Here is a 16483-nt window from a genome sequence, read left to right on the forward strand (position 1 = left end):
GCTACTACTGTTAAGTTTCTTAAGATTGCTTTCATAACTCAATCGTTTAATATGTTAGTAAAAACTTACACTGCAAACATACGCCCGTTGTGCTATGCCATTCTACACCAATTTTTGCCAATATCTATGCTATATTACCCTGCACTCAATGTTAATTTAATGTAAACGGTAATTTTACACAGTTTTTTGGTAATTTAGGATAGAAAAGGTGGTTTTCCCCTGCTTTAAAGGTCAAGAAGAATATTTGGAAGAAAATAGCAGCGTATTAAAAAACCGATGTTATTACTTGCCTATTTGGTTGACAAAGAGAAGAAAGGTGTACTAAAGACTGTCTTTAAGGACACGGTTTTTATACAAATCCATAGCACGATTATAATTGATTGCTCCTTTTTCGGTTAAATCGTACATGAAACCATCTAGCTCCGGATGCTCTTTAGCAATCCAAATTATCAAAGCTTGTTTCTGAGCTTCCCAAGCGTCCCAATCTGTACCAATAAATTCAATGTTTTCAGATTTAGCAATTTTTCCATTTTTAAAAGAAAACTTATGCTTAAACACTAATGGATTATTTTTTAGAAATTGAAATTTATCACTAGATACCGATACTGTTGCTACCACTTCGTTTTGCATTGTTTTTATCTCTTTAATATGGTAGGTTGGTTTAAAAACTGAATCCCACTTAAATAATTCATGATAGGTTTCCCGGGTGTACCTTGTAGTAAAATCTCCTTCTACCGATATAAACTCGTCTGCCAGTACTTGTTTAACTAAATCATAATCACCTTTAAGAAAACCATCATAGTAAGCTTTAACCATTGCTTTGTTATCGGCATTCTTGTTTGAACAAGCGATACATAAAATAGCCACAATAACTATAGATAATTTTTTGGTCATATCTAAAAAGGTTAGTTTAAAAAATAGAACATTCTAGCTAAGAAATATATGGCCTTTAGCTGAAATCTCAGCTGTATTCCTTTATTTTTTCTGATACGCTTTTTATTTAAGGAGCAGATGACCATCGTAATCTTAACAGATGGAAAATAAAGTATTATTACAACAATTTGTTATTTTTAGCACCTAACCAATTGACTATAGTATGTTCAAGTGCCCCCAATGGCTTTTTGCCACACTATTAGTATTTACCTTCTTTTCTTTTGTAAAAGCACAAGAATCTAGACAAGAATGGATAAATAACTACGAATTTTCTTTAGCTGATTTTAAAGCAGCTACTACTAAAGTAGACCAAGAAGTAAGTAATCTTTACCTGCAAACAGGTATTACTATTGAGCTTGGTTTTCAAATGACGAACATAGAATTTATGTTTACGAAAAACTTTAATGACAAAGTAATTTGCATTCTAGATAAGAACACGGCGGTTCTTAAAGCTCAAAATCAAAAACAACTAACCAGACTATTACATTTAGCATCTTATGATTTTGATTTGTCCGAGTTGTATGCACGGAAAATACGTAAAGAATTGTTTGAAAATAAAAAAGCGTTTTCCAATGCTAATTTTTTTCAGCCCTATTATAGTAAAATGATTGCTGAACGCAATACGATTAGCGCTCAACTTTACGATGCCTCGAATTTTGGAGCAAAAGAAGAGCTTTTACAAAAAGCGCATCAAAAAGTTAGAGAAGAATTAAAAGAATACTCGGATTATTGCAAGGAATGCAAACCTAAAAAACGTAAAAAGAAATAATCTTTTAATTTTTACTGATTGATTTTATCCACTACTACAAAAGATTTTGTAAAAGCTTTGGCGATATTTTTGTTGCCGTTTTTATCCTATCTGCACCTTTTTTTTATTGATTACGAACTAACAAATCAAAATTTAAAATCATTTTTAAACATTGGTAACGAACACGAAAATCTTCTCTCTTTAATGTACTTCGCTATTAGCACATTTCAGTACGTCTTGTTATTCTTAATTTGGTTTAAATCTTGTACCTCTACTATAAAGTTAGCCGTCGGAATCATTCTTACTTGGTCAATTCATCAATTTCTATCATATACGATATTTTGCCACAAACCTCTTATTTTCAACAAACTAACCTTATTGTTCTTAATAATAATATTCATAGTTGGTTCTTTTTTGAAAAAGAATATGAAAACAAGAGTTCGTAATATAAAATTTTCATCAAGTGCTCTTCTAATTTTGATTACCCTTTTATTTAGGGAAATCACAATTTACCTCCCCAAAGGAATAGATACGTATAATTTAATTCTTTTCAGAATCGAATCTTACGGATTTGTTGATGCTGCACAATTAGTGTATATAACGAGTAATAAAGTTTCCTTAGTGATTTATTTTTTGGTGTGGTTTATTTTAGAAAACCGTTGGTGGCGATATGCCATTTTATCTCCCCTTCTATTATTGACAAATCAAATTTTCAATATTTTTCAAACAAATAGTAGTTCCGGAGAAATAGACGAAATAGAACTCTACCAATCTGGTCCATTCTTACTCGTAATCCTGATTGTCTTACTGCTACTAGCACAAGCTGCAGACCACCAAGAACGGATAAAAGCATTTTTACGATTGCAGTACCAAAACATAGAACATGCCGTAGAGCAACGTTTTGGCAGGCAACAACAAAATATTGAAGAGAAAAAACGACGCTTGGCTACTAAAAAAGACCTCAGCAAAGCAGAATTAGCAGCCTTGAAAAAAGAACTAGAACAAGAACTTAAAAAGCTTACGTAATACCTAACAAAACCTATTAGGTATTAGACAAACATAGTTTTCTATTTTTGCCCAATGTTTAAAAACCCTGTAGTAAAAGATGGTATAAAGGCTCTAGCGATATTTTTGTTGCCGTTTTTATCTTATATACACATGTATGCTCCTGATGATTTAGACTATGAACTTTGGAGATATTATAAAACGCAGATTTACAATACTTTTTTTAGTGGATTAGTTTACGTAGAATTGAACTATTTCTATTTAACATGCCTGTTCCTAATTTGGTTTAATAATATAAAAGACAAACATTTATACGGAGTTTATTTTATTATTACTTCATTAATAGCAAATTCTTTTAACTATGTATTTCCAATATTTGATGGCTATCTTGAACTGACCTATCTAATTTTTCATCTTTGTAGCCTAACCTATTTATTATTTAAAAAGGACTACCATTATAGAATCAGAAATAACAACCAACTAAATCCTTTAAACCTCTTATTGGTTGTCGTTGGTTTGCTTTACATTTGCTGTCATTTAAACCTTTTTTCATATACATCTAAAGAATTAAACCTAGGTTTTGTAACAATTAGCTCCTACGGATTTCAAAATTTTAATACCTTCAATTTAGTTGCTTTCATTAAAATTTATGGTATTATTGCTTTTTTAATCTGGTTTTTTACTGAAAAAAAATGGTGGCGTTACGCTATTCTCTCTCCTATTCTTCTGCTGGTAAACCAATTCTATAATTGCATAATTTCTAATGGTGAAGATGATATAATAGACGAGTTTGAACTCTACCAATCTGGTCCATTTTTGTTAACCCTCTTAATTGCTTTATTGTTATTAGCACAAGCTGCAGACCACCAAGAACGGATAAAAGCATTTTTACTATTGCAGTACCAACACATAGAACATGCCGTAGAGCAACGTTTTGGCAAACAACAACAAAATATTGAAGAGAAAAAGCAGCGCTTGGCTACTAAAAAAGACCTGAGTAAAGCAGAATTAGCGGCATTGAAAAAAGAACTAGAACAAGAACTTAAAAAACTATCTTAAAGCTAACAAAACCTATTAGGTTTTAGACAAACATAGTTTTCTATTTTTGCCCAATGTTTAAAAACCCCGTAGTAAAAGATGGTATTAAGGCTCTAGCGATATTTTTGTTGCCGTTTTTGTTGTACCTAAACACCTATTCTCCATTTGATTTAGACCATGAACTTTGGAGAAATTACCAGAAGCAGATTTTTGATACTCCTTTTAGTGGTTTAATTTATATGGAATTAACCTATTTGTATTTAATCTGCCTGTTCATAATTTGGTTTAAAAATGCAAAGAACAAACATTTATATGGGGTTTATTTTATAGTTATTTCTCTACTAGCTAATTTTTTCACCTATCCGATTCCTATTTTTAAAGGCTATACAAAATCTGTTTATCTACTTTTTCATCTTTGTAGCCTAGCCTATTTATACTTTAATAAGGACTACTATTATAGAATCAGAAAAAATAACCAACTAAATCCTGCAAATCTTTTATTCATTGTCATTGGTTTGCTTTATATTTCCTCTACCTTTTCCGTTATACCGTATAAATCAAAAGAATTAAACCTAGGTTTTATAACAATTGGCTCCTATGGGTTTTATGATTTTAGCACATTCCATTTAGCTGTTATTATCAAAATTTATGGATTTATTGCTTTTTTAACTTGGTTTTTTTCTGAGAAAAAATGGTGGCGTTACGCTATTCTTTCTCCTATTCTTCTGCTAGTAAACCAATTTTATAATTGTATAATCTCTGACAGTGAAGAGGATATTGTAGACGAGTTTGAACTCTACCAATCTGGTCCATTCTTACTTGCAATCTTAATTGTTTTACTACTACTAGCTCAAGCTGCAGACCACCAAGAACAGATTAGAGCATTTCTAAAATTACAGTACCAAAACATAGAACATGCCGTAGAGCAACGTTTTGGCAAGCAGCAACAAAATATTGAAGAGAAAAAGCAGCGCTTGGCTACTAAAAAAGACCTGAGTAAAGCAGAATTAGCGGCATTGAAAAAAGAACTAGAAGAAGAACTTGAAAAGCTTACTTAATCCTTATCTTCTCGTTTGTCTAATTCCTTATTTACTTCTCGTAAAAGTTCTTGCAATTCTTTTTCTTGTCGCTCTCTAATTTTAGCGGCAATAATTCGCTCTATTTCTAGCTCCTTTTCTTTTGGAAGTTTGTTCGCAGATAAGAATTGTTTTTCCGGGTTAAGCATCTCACCCTCTCCCGTAATTAACCATATTAAATTTAACTGTGGATAGGTTTTAATAATGTTTTCTATAACATCACTACCTATAGATGCATGGTTCTTACGCATGCGTAAGGTATAGCCATTACTGGCTCCAATACTAATATCAAACTGGCGGGCACTCAAACCTGCATGTTCAATAAACTGCATCAATCTATCAATGGTCTTTATCACGCTACTATTTCTAATTGTTTAAGCTAGACCCAAAGATACTATTTTCTACAGTGTATACTAGACCAAGTTGTGCAGTTAATCGAAAAACTAAAATTTTATTTTCTATCAAAATGCTATTATATAGATTTTTTTCTATATTTAAACCTGTGAAGCACTTTTAAAATATAAAAAGGACGTCATCACAATCTATCACTAAAACAAAAAGGTAAGCTTCCCCGCTTACCTTTTTTTATGCTTTAAGGTTGCAGCGTAAATACATTCTACAATCCTATATACTGTTATAAAATATGTATTATTAATAGAAGAAAAAGTACCATCCCAGGAGGGAAAACCTCTTTTGCCAACTTGTCTCCCCCAAGACCAATCGTGCTCTAGATAGTAATCCCACCCTAAATGGTTTAAGTAGTTACAGAGTCTAATTGTAACTAACATAGTAACGGACCAAATTAAACTTTATGCTGTCTTGCGTACAAAAAACAAGAAATAATTACCGTTACCAATTTTTTCAATACTTTTAAAGAACCCCTACCGCGATTGTCAGTAGCAATCCCCCAATTGTCCTAACTTTTTTAGGTAGGGGTTTTCTTATTCAAAAGCGTGTTCAAAAATAACGCAACTTTTCCATATTTAGTCTAACACAGTCGTAGAAATTGTCAATTAATTCACAAAAAGATTAAACAAAAACTATTTATTATTATTTCTATTTCTAAACAGGTAAGAATATTCTTGGCTTATTTGGTTATTTTAACTTTTGTAGTATTTCTGGCTTATAGTTTTCTAACAATTGATGTAATGCTATTTCATTAGGTTGCAAGCTAGTATTATTGGTTTTGCTTCTTGAATTTGCTATTTTAAAATAGGGCGTTAATTCTTCAGATTTATGCAGTTCTTCTAAAAGCGGATGTACATAATATTTTTGACATACCTTTCTGGTATTATTTAATTCTTTTGCCGCAGCATCTAAGGCTAGTACCCATTGCTTATGCTTTTCTTTATCACTATTTACTGTTGGCATTGTGTTAAGTGTATCAAAAACTATTAGACTTGCTGCCCATGTTCTAAAATCCTTTGCCGTAAAATGGGCTCCACTACATTCTTGTAAATACTGGTTTACCAAACCACTATCTACTTTTTGCTTATTTCCGTTTTCATCAAAATATTGAAAAAGTTCCCATCCCGGCAATTCTTCACAACGATTTACCAAACGCGCCAACTTTTTATTTCTTATGGTAACCTTATGCTCTTTTCCCTTTTTACCAATAAACTGAAACTTTATTTTATCATTGAATATAGATACATGCTTATTTCTTAAGGTAGACAGACCATATGTTTTATTTCGCTCTGCATAATAGCTATTTCCAATTCTTATATGAGACTCTTCTAACAAACGTACTATCAGTGCCAATACTTTTTCTTTTTGCCAACCCTTGGCCGTTAAGTCTGCCTCTACTCTTTTTCTAATTTTGGGTAAAACACCAGCAAATGGCAACATTCTATAGAATTTAGTTTGGTTTCTAATTGTAGTCCATTTAGGATGATAGCGATATTGTTTTCTGTTTTTTCCATCTCTACCCGTTGCCTGTAAATGTGCATTGGCTAAGGAAGCTATTTTTACTTTTTGCCAGGCTGGCGGTATGGCCAATGCATTTATTCGTTTTATTTCTTTTTCTTTTTGCAAGCGCTCTCCGGTGGCAAGGATATATGCATATTTTTCTTCGTCTTTTTTCCTTGATATGCACAACACGTCTGGCGTAGCGTAGACCAAATTAAAATACGCTAAATCTTCCTGTGGCGCTTCGTAAAACCGCTCTATTCCTTTGAGCACTTTTCTGATTTCCGTCTTCAGCATAGTTTAAAAAAATTAAAAAAGGTTGTCTACAGAGACAACCTTTTAATACCACCACTATAAGTATACCTAGCCGTAAACTTATATTGCAAAGATGCTCTCACCAAAGTTTACAATTTAACTCATACCAAACTTTTAGTAACGCAATCCAATTGCCGACAGTTTTACCTATTTATTTCTTTATCAAAGCAATACAGTTCATATTTTATTTTAATGGAGTCCTTATAAGAATAAAAGGTGGTCATCTTTGTAAAGAATAACAATACTACAGTGATGCCACAAGATATGGGAGTTTTAGCCACAGATAAGAAGCAGTACATTTATATTTATTCTAATAAATCAGAATCGGGCAAACGCCTTTTAGCGTATGCTCAAAGTATAGATGGCCCAGTGAGGACCATAAATATAGATAATGAAAAAATTTCTGATACCGTTTGGACCGAAATTTTAGAGCTGCTAAACATCTCTGCCAAGGATTTATTTGGAGATTCTCATAATCTTTCTAAAGATATTAATGGCGATGAGCAGATGGATACGCATGATTGGCTTAAAGTGATACAGAACAACCCAGAAGTATTAGCTACTCCCATAATTATAAAAGGGGAACATGCAAAACTTGTAGCTAACCAGCACGACTTAAGTTCCTTTTTTGAAGCTGACGGTAGCAATTTTGATAAATCTCCGGAAGCAATAAAAAAAGCAAACCATAAAGACACTACTAAAAATGAACGATTTTAACAGAAGACTATGACCATTTTTGAAGCCATCCGTAACGACCACGATGTACAACGCAAATTACTAGATGTATTGGTAGACACTAGTGGGGATAGTAAAACTAGAAGAGATGCTTTCAATACGCTTAAGAGAGAATTGGCTATACATGCTGATGGTGAGGAACGTCACTTCTACATTCCTTTAATGAAAATAGATAAAACGCAGGACCATGCTAGACATGGGGTTGCAGAACATCACGAAATAGATGAGTTAGTAGAGAAATTAGAAGAAACCGAATTTTCTAGCTCTGCTTGGCTAAAGTATGCTAAAGACCTTCAGGAAAAAGTTACCCATCACCTAGAAGATGAGGAACATAGCTTTTTTCAATTAGCGGGTAAAGTACTACCAGAGGTAGCAATTAAAGAATTAGCCACTACATACACAGATTACATAAGCAAGCAACGAAGCGAATAAAGAATACTATTACACATACTTTGCTCTTGATTGTTGGTTAGCAATTATCCCAGAGGGGTTCCATATAGGAACCCTTTCTTTTTTTTGTACCTTACTACTAGCATACAAAAACAGACCTTATTTTTTTGTAGGAAAAACGATAAAAAGTAAGACAAAACTTAAAAATTCCTACAAAACCAAAACCACCCATCGATAGCAAATTGGATTTTAACCCTTTTAGCTACCCATTAATCAAAAAAGTAGATAAATTCCTACAAAGCTAAAATATCTTTGTAGAAACTAAATTCAAAAATATTGTTTCGTAAATGATTAAATGATGTAGAATGTTTTAAGTCCCAAAATCATGAAATTACCTAAAATCACAAGACACCACCCAGCTTTTATAGTTATCGTTTCAACGATACTATCTGTGCTGTTCTACCTTCTAGGGCATAAACTAGTAGGATGGATTCACTTTTGGGAAGGGTTAATTTTGGCTTCTGTAATTCCACTATTAATTGCAATACCCATAGCTTTATTTACGTACAATACCCTTAAAAAATTAAAACAACAAAAAGTTAGATTGGAGCAATTAGACAACGTCAATAAAAAATTATTCGCGCTAATTTCTCATGACGTCCGTTCTCCTTTAATCAACTTAAAAGGCCTGTTAGATATTTTTTTAAATGAGGATGCAGACATTAAGGAATCTAAAGAATACTTGGGCCAAGTAGCGGATAAGCTAGACGGCGTTACTGTTTTTTTAGATGGTTTGCTAGACTGGTCCAAAAGGCAAACCTTAGATAAACCCTTAGAAAAACAGGTGTTTTCTTGTGCTACAGCAATTAAACCTGTTTGCAAACTTTTAGAACCTTTGGCCGAAGAAAAAAATATTAAAATACTTGCTAATATAAGCGCGCATGATATCTATGCAGATGAAAACAGTTACGCTTTTATCTTTAGAAATGTTTTACACAATGCCATAAAATTTACTCCAGAAAATGGTAAAATTTACCTGCGCACCTATCAAATGTACGGTAAGGTCTATACCGAAATTACGGATACTGGTGTAGGGATTTCTGAAAAAGAAATAGAAAAAATTATGGAAGGTGAAAATTGGTTCACCACCAAGGGTACTTCTAATGAAAAAGGTACGGGCTTTGGTATTAGAACATGCTTATTTTACTTAAAGAAAAATAAAGGCACCCTAAACATCAATAGTACTCCAGGGCAAGGCACCACTATGACTTTTGAGCTACCACAAGGCAGGGCGTAATTGTTTATTGCCCCAACTCCACTGCAACAAAGGAAATTATTTCGTTATTCTGAAAATTGGCTTGTATTTCTATCGGATTACAACAGACTTCACAATCTTCCACATACGTTTGTTGGCTCACAGAAGTATCTAAAAGCATGGATATTTCTTCCCAACAGTATGGACATTGAAAAAAGTGTTCTAACATCTTAATAGCTTACATTTAACAACTGGCCTGTTAATTGCAACAATTGCAATTCTGCTAGTTTGGCATTGTACTTAGCTAAATTTTTACTGGTTTGAGCATTAAGCAGGTTAATTTGCGCTTGCCTTAATTCTACAGAGGTAATCTGTCCTAACTTATAACGCTCATTAGACCTATCAAAATTGTTAGTGGCAGTGAGCACATTCTGTTCTTGCAAACGGAACACTTTTAAACGGTTTTCATAATTACCCTTAGCATTCGCTATATCTCTTGTAACCTCCAATGCCAGTTGTTGCTGTAATTGGTCTTGAGAATCTAGTAACAATCTAGCGTTTTTAACCTGGGTTATACCAGAACCACCATCAAATAAATTCCAGGTTAAATTAGCACCCAAACCAAAACTAAAAGTAGTATTATTGGTTCCAGGAAAAAAGGCAGAAGCCGCAGATTGATTTAGGTTCCACCCATAAGAACCCGTTAATCCAACAGTAGGTAAAAACACAGATTTTGCATTTTTCACCGTATAATCATTAATGGTCATATTGCTTTTGGCTTGTAACAAACGCACATTATTGTTTGGCGCATCTCCCACAAAATTTTCTAATTCTATAGGCGATACAAAAACTGCTGTGGTGTCTACATTGAACTGGCTTTCTATTTCTTGGTTTAGGATGATGTTTAAATCGCGCTGCGTATTTTCTAACAGCTGTCTTTCCGTCATTAGGTTAATACTATCATTTACCAAATCTACTTGAGCATTAAGCACATCTAATTTATTTACTTGACCATACTCAAAACCATATTCTGCACGGGTAAGTCTGTTTTTTGTGTTAGCGAAAGTTTCTTCTAAAACACCTACATTCTCACTTATACGAGCAACTTCATAATACACAGAGAATAACTGTATAATGGTATTCTCTATAGTTTCTCTTGCTTGCAAACTAGAAAGATTGTACTCTTCTTGTAAGCGCTTATAATTGTAATAGCGCCCAAAACCATCAAACAGTGTATAATTTACATTCACAGAGGCATTATAACGTTGTGCTTCGGCCTTATTAATTTCTACATCTGGGCGTGCAATTGGGTTACCCGTACTTTCATCTACCAAAATAGCGCCCTCACCATCTGTTAAAAATTGTCCTGGGAATTCTATAGTACTATCGTCCCTATTATAATTGGCGCCTGCTTGTGCCGTTATAGTGGGCAAGTAACCAGAATTTAATATTCCTTGATTATTGTCTGCAATGGCTACATTATTGTTGGCCACCTTAATTCCCAAGTTGTTTTCTAAAGTCTGTTTTACAGCCTCTTCTTTACTTAAAAAAGCAGTCTGACTAATACCTAAGAATCCTGTAAATAATAAGATTAATGTAACTGACTTACTAATATGTAAAGGCATAATGTTACTCTTCTTTAAATTATGCATCGTGATGTTCTTGTTGTTCTTTTATAGCCCGCTCTACCTCTTCCTTACTCACATCTTCTCCTGTTTTTAACCATTTAGCCCCTACCTTAATTTGGTTGCTAAAAGACAGAAAAATAGGTAACATTAGCAAAGTAAGTATTGTAGCAAAACCAATACCATAGGCAATAGAGATTGCCATAGGTTTTAGAAATTGTGCTTGTCTACTCTTTTCTAGTAGTAAAGGCGCTAAACCAGCTATAGTAGTAATAGAGGTTAAGAAAATAGCTCTAAATCTAGATTTTCCTGCTTCATATAGAGCATCATCAAATTTCATCCCAGATTTTAAATTTCCGTTGAATTTACCAATGAGCACCAAACCATCATTCACCATAATACCTATCAGCGCTATAATACCTAACATAGACAACAAGTTCACTGGAAAATCATGAATATAATGTCCCCATGCTACCGCAGTTAAACTAAACGGAATTAATAATATAAGTAGCAATGGCTGACTGAAACTTCTGAACGTAAACGCAATAGTGATATAAATAAGAAATAGCACCACAGGCCCAACATAATTTAAACTGTCTGTAAGTTTGTTACGCTCTCTACTTTGACCTTCATAAGATGCAGAAACAGTTGGGTACTTGGATTGTATCTCTGACATAATATCTGTTTTAATCCATGACATAATATCTGGAGCACTTGTGGTCTTAGCATCTTTTAAATCAGCACCAACCTGTATTTCTCTTTGACCGTCTAAGTGATTTATTGCTACATCTCCACGAGCAATGGTATAACTTGCTATTTCTTTTAGAGGCACGCGAGAACCCGTAGGCGTTACAATGCGCATTTCATCTAGTTGATTTATAGATTCTCTATTAGTGCGGTCATAGCGTACCCAGACCCGTATTTCGTCTTGTCCCCGCTGAAAACGTTGTGCTTGTACTCCAAAAAACCCAGAGCGCACTTGATTCATCACCGTACGTAAATCTAACCCTAAGAGATAGGCATTTTCTTTTAACTGTAACTGTATTTCTTTTATTCCAGCAGGGTCGTTATCCTTGACATCTTTTAAAAGCGAATTTTCCTCTAAAGCCGTCTTAAGTTCTTTTTTAGCAGCTTTCAATTCGGTTATATTATTGCCCAATAACGAAACCGATATAGGGTCTCCTCCAAAATTACCACCAGAACCATAAATTAAACTTTCTACGCCTATCACTGGTCCCATTAACTCTCTCAAACGGCTAGTAACCATATCGGAGACAATAGCGTCTGGTCTTTCTTCTCCTGGCAATAAATTAATTTCTAATGAAGCTGTAGCTGTTCCAGGTCCCAGTTTTTTAATCATATTTTCAAACAATTCCTTACCAGAACCATCTAAATATTGGTCTGTTAATTCTTGATTTACAATATGAGCTTTCTCTTGAATTAGACTGATGATAGAGTCTGTTATCTTTTCATTGGTTCCATTAGGCATTTCTAATTGCACACTTACCCTATCACTAGCTACTCGCGGAAAAAAGGCTGTTTTTACAATACCGCCACCAATAGAACCTATAGTGAGAAAAAGGGCCGTAATAAAAATAGCGAAGGTCAAAAAACGATGTTGCAAAGCAAAAGATAAAGCCGGAGCATATAATTTATCACGCATCCATGCCATAGACCTATCCCCATATTTGTTAACTTCTCTAAGCTTGGCAAACATTTTGCCCAATGTTGTTTTGGGTTGTGAAGTTTGTTTGGTTAAGGCCGTGGAATGTGCTAAGTGAGCGGGTAAAATAATTAACGCTTCTACCAAAGAAACTACTAGAGTCAAAATCACAATCACAGATACCTCTCCAAAGAATTCACCAATTCTACCTTCTAAAAACAAGAAAATAGAAAACGCCAAAATAGTGGTTATGATAGCAGAAACAATAGGGGGTATTACTTCTAAAGTACCATCTAAAGCTGCTTTAACAGGGCTTTTACCATCTTCGTAATGCTGGTAAATGTTCTCTGCTATTACAATACCATCATCTACTAGAATACCAATTACAATTATCATCCCAAATAAAGACAGGACGTTAATGGTTACATCTAACATAGGAGCGAATATGAACATTCCTAAGAAAGCCACGGGTAAACCAAAAGCCACCCAGAATGCCAAACGAGTGTTTAAGAAAAGGGATAGAAACACCAAAACCAACAACATCCCTACTATAGCATTTTCCGTTAGTAATTGGGTACGTTGATTAAGCGTTTTAGACAAATCACTCACCACACTTAACTGTACGTTATTGTATTTTTGATTGTATTCTTCTATATAAGCCTTTACCTTGTCTGCAGAACCAATTAAATCTTCCGTATTTGTACTAGTTATGGTAACAGAAACACTAAGATTACCATTAAAATAGGAAGCATTTGGGGTTTCTGAAAACCTATCTCTTATGGTCGCAACATCTTTTAAACGAACCGTTCTACCACTAGCATCTGCCCTAACAATTATATTGCTCAATTCATCACCATAATACGACCTATTATTAGCTCTAATTAGGTATTCTTCTGCATCCGTTTTAATATTACCCCCTGTAACTAAAATATTGGCATTAGAAACTGCTGCTGCTACTTCTGAAAAAGAGACGTTGTAGGCGAGCAAATTATCTTCATTAACCGCAATTTCTATCTCTTCATCTGGGTAACCACCAATGCTAATTTGACTAATACCCTCCATGGCCCGTAAATCATTTTCTACTTGACGGCCAATTTGTTTTAAAACGGCAAGAGAAACATGCTCCCCGCTAATTGCAAAGCTAATCGTCTGCCTTATGGCTTCTTGTTTGGCAACAATTAGAGGCTCCATACCTGTGGGGAAGGTTGGTACCCTATCCACCGCATTTTTAACCTCCAGAAGCATAAAATCAATATCATACCCCTTTTCTATCTCTACATTAATGGTACCCGAATTTTCTCTAGACGTAGAAGTGACTCTATCCACTCCTTGTAATCCTTTTAAATTATCCTCTATTTTAAGGACGACCCCTTCTTCAATTTCTTGCGGAGAAGCACCAGGATAAACTATGGTAATGAGTACATTTTTGGAATCTGTTAAAGGAAAGAAGGATGATTTTAAAGAAAGCATCCCCACAATACCAAAGATGAAGAAGGATATGATTACCACGTTAACAGCTACGTGGTATTTAATGAAGTATTCTATTATCTTCTTCATTATTCTGTACTTTCTGCTTTATCCTTAAACACCTTAACCAACATACCCGCGTACGCACCCGTTACTGGCTTAGATACAATTGTAGTCCCTTCTGGCACATCTTGGAGTACAACTTTCTTTTCTGAAAAATATACGGGCTTAACGTCTATTACATCTAAAATAGAGTCCTTAACCACAAAAATCTGATTGTTTTCCGTTAAAAGCGAACGGTCTACCTCTATGGCATTTTCAACTTCATTAGCGTCTAACTGCGCCTCTAAATACTGTCCTTCTTTTAATTGATTCCCTTCTACTTCTATAAAGGCAGTAATGGTTTGCGATGTTTGGTCTACCCTACCATTTACCCGTACCACTTTACCTGTAAATTTTTTAGTTTTTTCTAAATTTTGAAGTTGTACTGTTTTACCTACTGATAAAAAATCTGCAAAGGTTTTACTCACTGCCACTTCTAACTCGTATACACCCGTTTTTATATACTCACCTAACTTTTGGCCAGACCGAACCAAAGAGCCTTCTGTAACCAAGGCTTCTGTTAATATACCAGAAAATGGTGCAGACAACGAATACTTAGAAAGCCGCTGTTCTAAATTTTTAACATTGTAATAACTACTAAAAATGCCTCTGCCCGTAATAAAAAATTTCTCTTTGTTAGAAGTTACCTCTGGTAACTCCGGGGTAGTTTTGTTCAAATCAAAATTTACCAAATACGCCTGCCATTTATCAAAATGTTCTGGATAATCTAATTGCAAATCTGGCATTATTGCGGTAAGTTGATTGTAAAAATTACTTTTAGCAGCTTGCACACTAGCGTAATATTCGGAGGCATCTATACGAATTAATGTTTGCCCAGCTTGATATTCTTGACCTGCTTTAAATGGCTTAGCTCCTTTTTTAAAAACGCCTTGTACCTCTGCATATAGTTCTACGCGGTCTTTAGCTACCAAATTACCGTTGGCAGGAACCACAATAGGTATCGTCTTATTCTTAATTTCTTCTGCAAAAACGGTTTTTACAACCTTTTGGGGAGTTGGTTTTCTATCCTTTTTACTATTGATAATTGCTTTGGCTCCAAAAAAAGCCGCAATAATTAGCAATACCCCCAGGATAACGGAGATGGTTTTTCTTTGCATTAGTTTGGTATTTGTTAAAATACAAACTTATCGCAAGCTACGGCTGTTCTGGGTTAAATATTTCATAAAAAGAAAAATAGACACAAAAAAAGGGGGCACACCTCTGCACCCCCGAACCAAACAAACTAAAGTATAACTAACTACTTATTATCATTGTCTTCAAATTTTGTATCAGCCATCCTACTAGGTACAGCTTGTAAGTCTAATACCTTGTAAGGCGATAGCTTTTCGCTATCTGTATCTAATACCAAAAACTGTTTAGTGTCCATGGCCTCAATACCCCTGTAAGAATTGAACTTATTATTTTGTATTTGAAGTACTTTTAATTTTGAAAGTTGCGCAAATTCTTGCGGTATACCGCCACCTAAGTCATTATTTGCCAACACTAATTCTTCTAAAGCAACCAATTGCCCTATGCTAGAAGGTATTTCTCCTTCTAACGCATTCTCAAACAATCCTAACTTCTTTAACTGGGTTAAGCTCCCTATACTTTGTGGTATAGTACCTCTAAAGTTGTTGCTAGATAAATTCAATATTTTTAGTCCCGTAATAGCCCCAAAACTTTCGGGTATTGGCCCACTCAAAAAATTATTAAAAACAGAGAATTCTTTCAAGGCTGTTAGGTTACCAATTTCTGTAGGGATACCCCCTTTAAGCCTATTCATCTCTAACTTGAACGTTTTTAAGCGTTTAAGTTCTACTATATTCTTTGGTAACTCACCTGTTATACTATTAAATGCCAAATTTAGATGCTCTAAATACTCTAAATTCCCTAAACTCTCTGGTAAAACCCCAGTAAGATTATTATTAAAAAGATTTAAGCCTACAACCTTATCATTTCTTACAACAACACCTTGCCATTCTGATACTGGCGCATCTAAATTCCATGAATTTGTCCACTCCGCCCCTCTTGTGTTTTGGTATAGTTCTACCAAAGCTGCTTTCTCTGCTTTGCCAATTTCAGCAAGGCTAACAGCTGTTTGTAGCACTGCTACTAAAAAAAGGATGGTTGATTTGGTCGTTTTCATACAATTCAAATTTACTTCATAAGAATTTACCTACAAAATAAAAGGAAGAATTCTTTACAAAAAAATTAAATCGTTAA

15 protein-coding genes are annotated in these 16483 nt (G+C 34.3%); 7 read left to right on the forward strand and 8 right to left on the reverse strand.

The genetic code is table 11. The annotated features are described in order from the left end of the window. Positions 1–321: 321 nt before the first annotated feature. A complete protein-coding gene (locus FBT53_RS11700; protein ID WP_136951377.1) occupies positions 322–894 on the reverse strand; it encodes a nuclear transport factor 2 family protein in 573 nt (190 codons plus the stop codon). Positions 895–1096: 202 nt separating this feature from the next. Between FBT53_RS11700 and FBT53_RS11705 the strand changes: the two genes are divergently transcribed. The 4 genes from FBT53_RS11705 to FBT53_RS11720 all read left to right on the forward strand — a co-directional run bounded on the left by FBT53_RS11705 (position 1097) and on the right by FBT53_RS11720 (position 4782). Beyond that, positions 1097–1702 (forward strand): hypothetical protein, encoded by a 606-nt coding sequence (locus FBT53_RS11705; RefSeq protein ID WP_136951378.1) that lies wholly within the window; start codon positions 1097–1099, stop codon positions 1700–1702. Positions 1703–2107: 405 nt separating this feature from the next. Continuing rightward, positions 2108–2707: a hypothetical protein gene (locus FBT53_RS11710; protein ID WP_136951379.1), complete on the forward strand. Its 600-nt coding sequence runs from the start codon at positions 2108–2110 to the stop codon at positions 2705–2707. Between the two features lie 54 nt (positions 2708–2761). Further along, positions 2762–3745, forward strand: coding sequence for a hypothetical protein (locus FBT53_RS11715; RefSeq protein WP_136951380.1), 984 nt, complete (start codon positions 2762–2764; stop codon positions 3743–3745). 53 nt (positions 3746–3798) lie between these two features. After that, on the forward strand, positions 3799–4782 hold the full coding sequence (locus FBT53_RS11720; protein WP_136951381.1) for a hypothetical protein: 984 nt from the start codon (positions 3799–3801) through the stop codon (positions 4780–4782). Here the strand turns inward: FBT53_RS11720 and FBT53_RS11725 are convergent. After that, entirely contained in the window at positions 4779–5156 is a 378-nt protein-coding gene (locus FBT53_RS11725) for a hypothetical protein (protein WP_136951382.1), read from the reverse strand. The two genes, FBT53_RS11720 and FBT53_RS11725, sit on opposite strands and share 4 nt — an antisense overlap. Positions 5157–5895: 739 nt before the next feature. Next, positions 5896–7005, reverse strand: coding sequence for a DNA topoisomerase IB (locus tag FBT53_RS11730; RefSeq protein ID WP_136951383.1), 1110 nt, complete (start codon positions 7003–7005; stop codon positions 5896–5898). A 234-nt stretch (positions 7006–7239) separates the two neighbouring features. Between FBT53_RS11730 and FBT53_RS11735 the strand changes: the two genes are divergently transcribed. The 3 genes from FBT53_RS11735 (at position 7240) to FBT53_RS11745 (ending at position 9445) form a co-directional block, all read left to right on the forward strand. Then, positions 7240–7740, forward strand: coding sequence for an arsenate reductase family protein (locus tag FBT53_RS11735; RefSeq protein ID WP_136951384.1), 501 nt, complete (start codon positions 7240–7242; stop codon positions 7738–7740). A 9-nt stretch (positions 7741–7749) separates the two neighbouring features. Then, positions 7750–8190: a hemerythrin domain-containing protein gene (locus FBT53_RS11740; protein WP_136951385.1), complete on the forward strand. Its 441-nt coding sequence runs from the start codon at positions 7750–7752 to the stop codon at positions 8188–8190. A gap of 343 nt (positions 8191–8533) precedes the next feature. Next, complete coding sequence (locus tag FBT53_RS11745; protein ID WP_136951386.1) at positions 8534–9445, forward strand: sensor histidine kinase KdpD; 912 nt, start codon at positions 8534–8536, stop codon at positions 9443–9445. Positions 9446–9449: 4 nt separating this feature from the next. Here the strand turns inward: FBT53_RS11745 and FBT53_RS11750 are convergent, their stop codons facing one another. The 5 genes from FBT53_RS11750 to FBT53_RS11770 all read right to left on the reverse strand — a co-directional run bounded on the left by FBT53_RS11750 (position 9450) and on the right by FBT53_RS11770 (position 16406). Beyond that, entirely contained in the window at positions 9450–9632 is a 183-nt protein-coding gene (locus tag FBT53_RS11750; protein WP_136951387.1) for a CPXCG motif-containing cysteine-rich protein, read from the reverse strand. A gap of 1 nt (position 9633) precedes the next feature. Next, entirely contained in the window at positions 9634–11028 is a 1395-nt protein-coding gene (locus FBT53_RS11755) for a TolC family protein (protein ID WP_136951468.1), read from the reverse strand. A gap of 19 nt (positions 11029–11047) precedes the next feature. After that, complete coding sequence (locus tag FBT53_RS11760; protein WP_136951388.1) at positions 11048–14248, reverse strand: efflux RND transporter permease subunit; 3201 nt, start codon at positions 14246–14248, stop codon at positions 11048–11050. After that, positions 14248–15378 carry an efflux RND transporter periplasmic adaptor subunit gene (locus tag FBT53_RS11765; RefSeq protein WP_136951389.1) on the reverse strand — a complete coding sequence of 377 codons (1131 nt, stop codon included), beginning with the start codon at positions 15376–15378 and terminating at the stop codon, positions 14248–14250. Before FBT53_RS11765 ends, FBT53_RS11760 begins: the two co-directional genes overlap by 1 nt. Positions 15379–15518: 140 nt before the next feature. Next, a complete protein-coding gene (locus tag FBT53_RS11770) occupies positions 15519–16406 on the reverse strand; it encodes a hypothetical protein (RefSeq protein WP_136951390.1) in 888 nt (295 codons plus the stop codon). Between the last annotated feature and the right edge of the window lie 77 nt (positions 16407–16483).

This window comes from Flavobacterium sp. ASW18X, assembly GCF_005144745.1.
GTDB lineage: Bacteria > Bacteroidota > Bacteroidia > Flavobacteriales > Flavobacteriaceae > Croceivirga.

What these genes read in the sequence shown, in the direction of transcription:
- FBT53_RS11745 (WP_136951386.1), top strand. Translation starts at nt 8,534, where the DNA reads ATGAAATTACCTAAAATCACAAGACACCACCCAGCTTTTATAGTTATC.
- FBT53_RS11710 (WP_136951379.1), top strand. Translation starts at nt 2,108, where the DNA reads ATGAAAACAAGAGTTCGTAATATAAAATTTTCATCAAGTGCTCTTCTA.
- FBT53_RS11700 (WP_136951377.1), bottom strand. Translation starts at nt 894, where the DNA reads ATGACCAAAAAATTATCTATAGTTATTGTGGCTATTTTATGTATCGCT.
- FBT53_RS11705 (WP_136951378.1), top strand. Translation starts at nt 1,097, where the DNA reads ATGTTCAAGTGCCCCCAATGGCTTTTTGCCACACTATTAGTATTTACC.
- FBT53_RS11730 (WP_136951383.1), bottom strand. Translation starts at nt 7,005, where the DNA reads ATGCTGAAGACGGAAATCAGAAAAGTGCTCAAAGGAATAGAGCGGTTT.
- FBT53_RS11755 (WP_136951468.1), bottom strand. Translation starts at nt 11,028, where the DNA reads ATGCCTTTACATATTAGTAAGTCAGTTACATTAATCTTATTATTTACA.
- FBT53_RS11750 (WP_136951387.1), bottom strand. Translation starts at nt 9,632, where the DNA reads ATGTTAGAACACTTTTTTCAATGTCCATACTGTTGGGAAGAAATATCC.
- FBT53_RS11765 (WP_136951389.1), bottom strand. Translation starts at nt 15,378, where the DNA reads ATGCAAAGAAAAACCATCTCCGTTATCCTGGGGGTATTGCTAATTATT.
- FBT53_RS11770 (WP_136951390.1), bottom strand. Translation starts at nt 16,406, where the DNA reads ATGAAAACGACCAAATCAACCATCCTTTTTTTAGTAGCAGTGCTACAA.
- FBT53_RS11720 (WP_136951381.1), top strand. Translation starts at nt 3,799, where the DNA reads ATGTTTAAAAACCCCGTAGTAAAAGATGGTATTAAGGCTCTAGCGATA.
- FBT53_RS11760 (WP_136951388.1), bottom strand. Translation starts at nt 14,248, where the DNA reads ATGAAGAAGATAATAGAATACTTCATTAAATACCACGTAGCTGTTAAC.
- FBT53_RS11740 (WP_136951385.1), top strand. Translation starts at nt 7,750, where the DNA reads ATGACCATTTTTGAAGCCATCCGTAACGACCACGATGTACAACGCAAA.
- FBT53_RS11715 (WP_136951380.1), top strand. Translation starts at nt 2,762, where the DNA reads ATGTTTAAAAACCCTGTAGTAAAAGATGGTATAAAGGCTCTAGCGATA.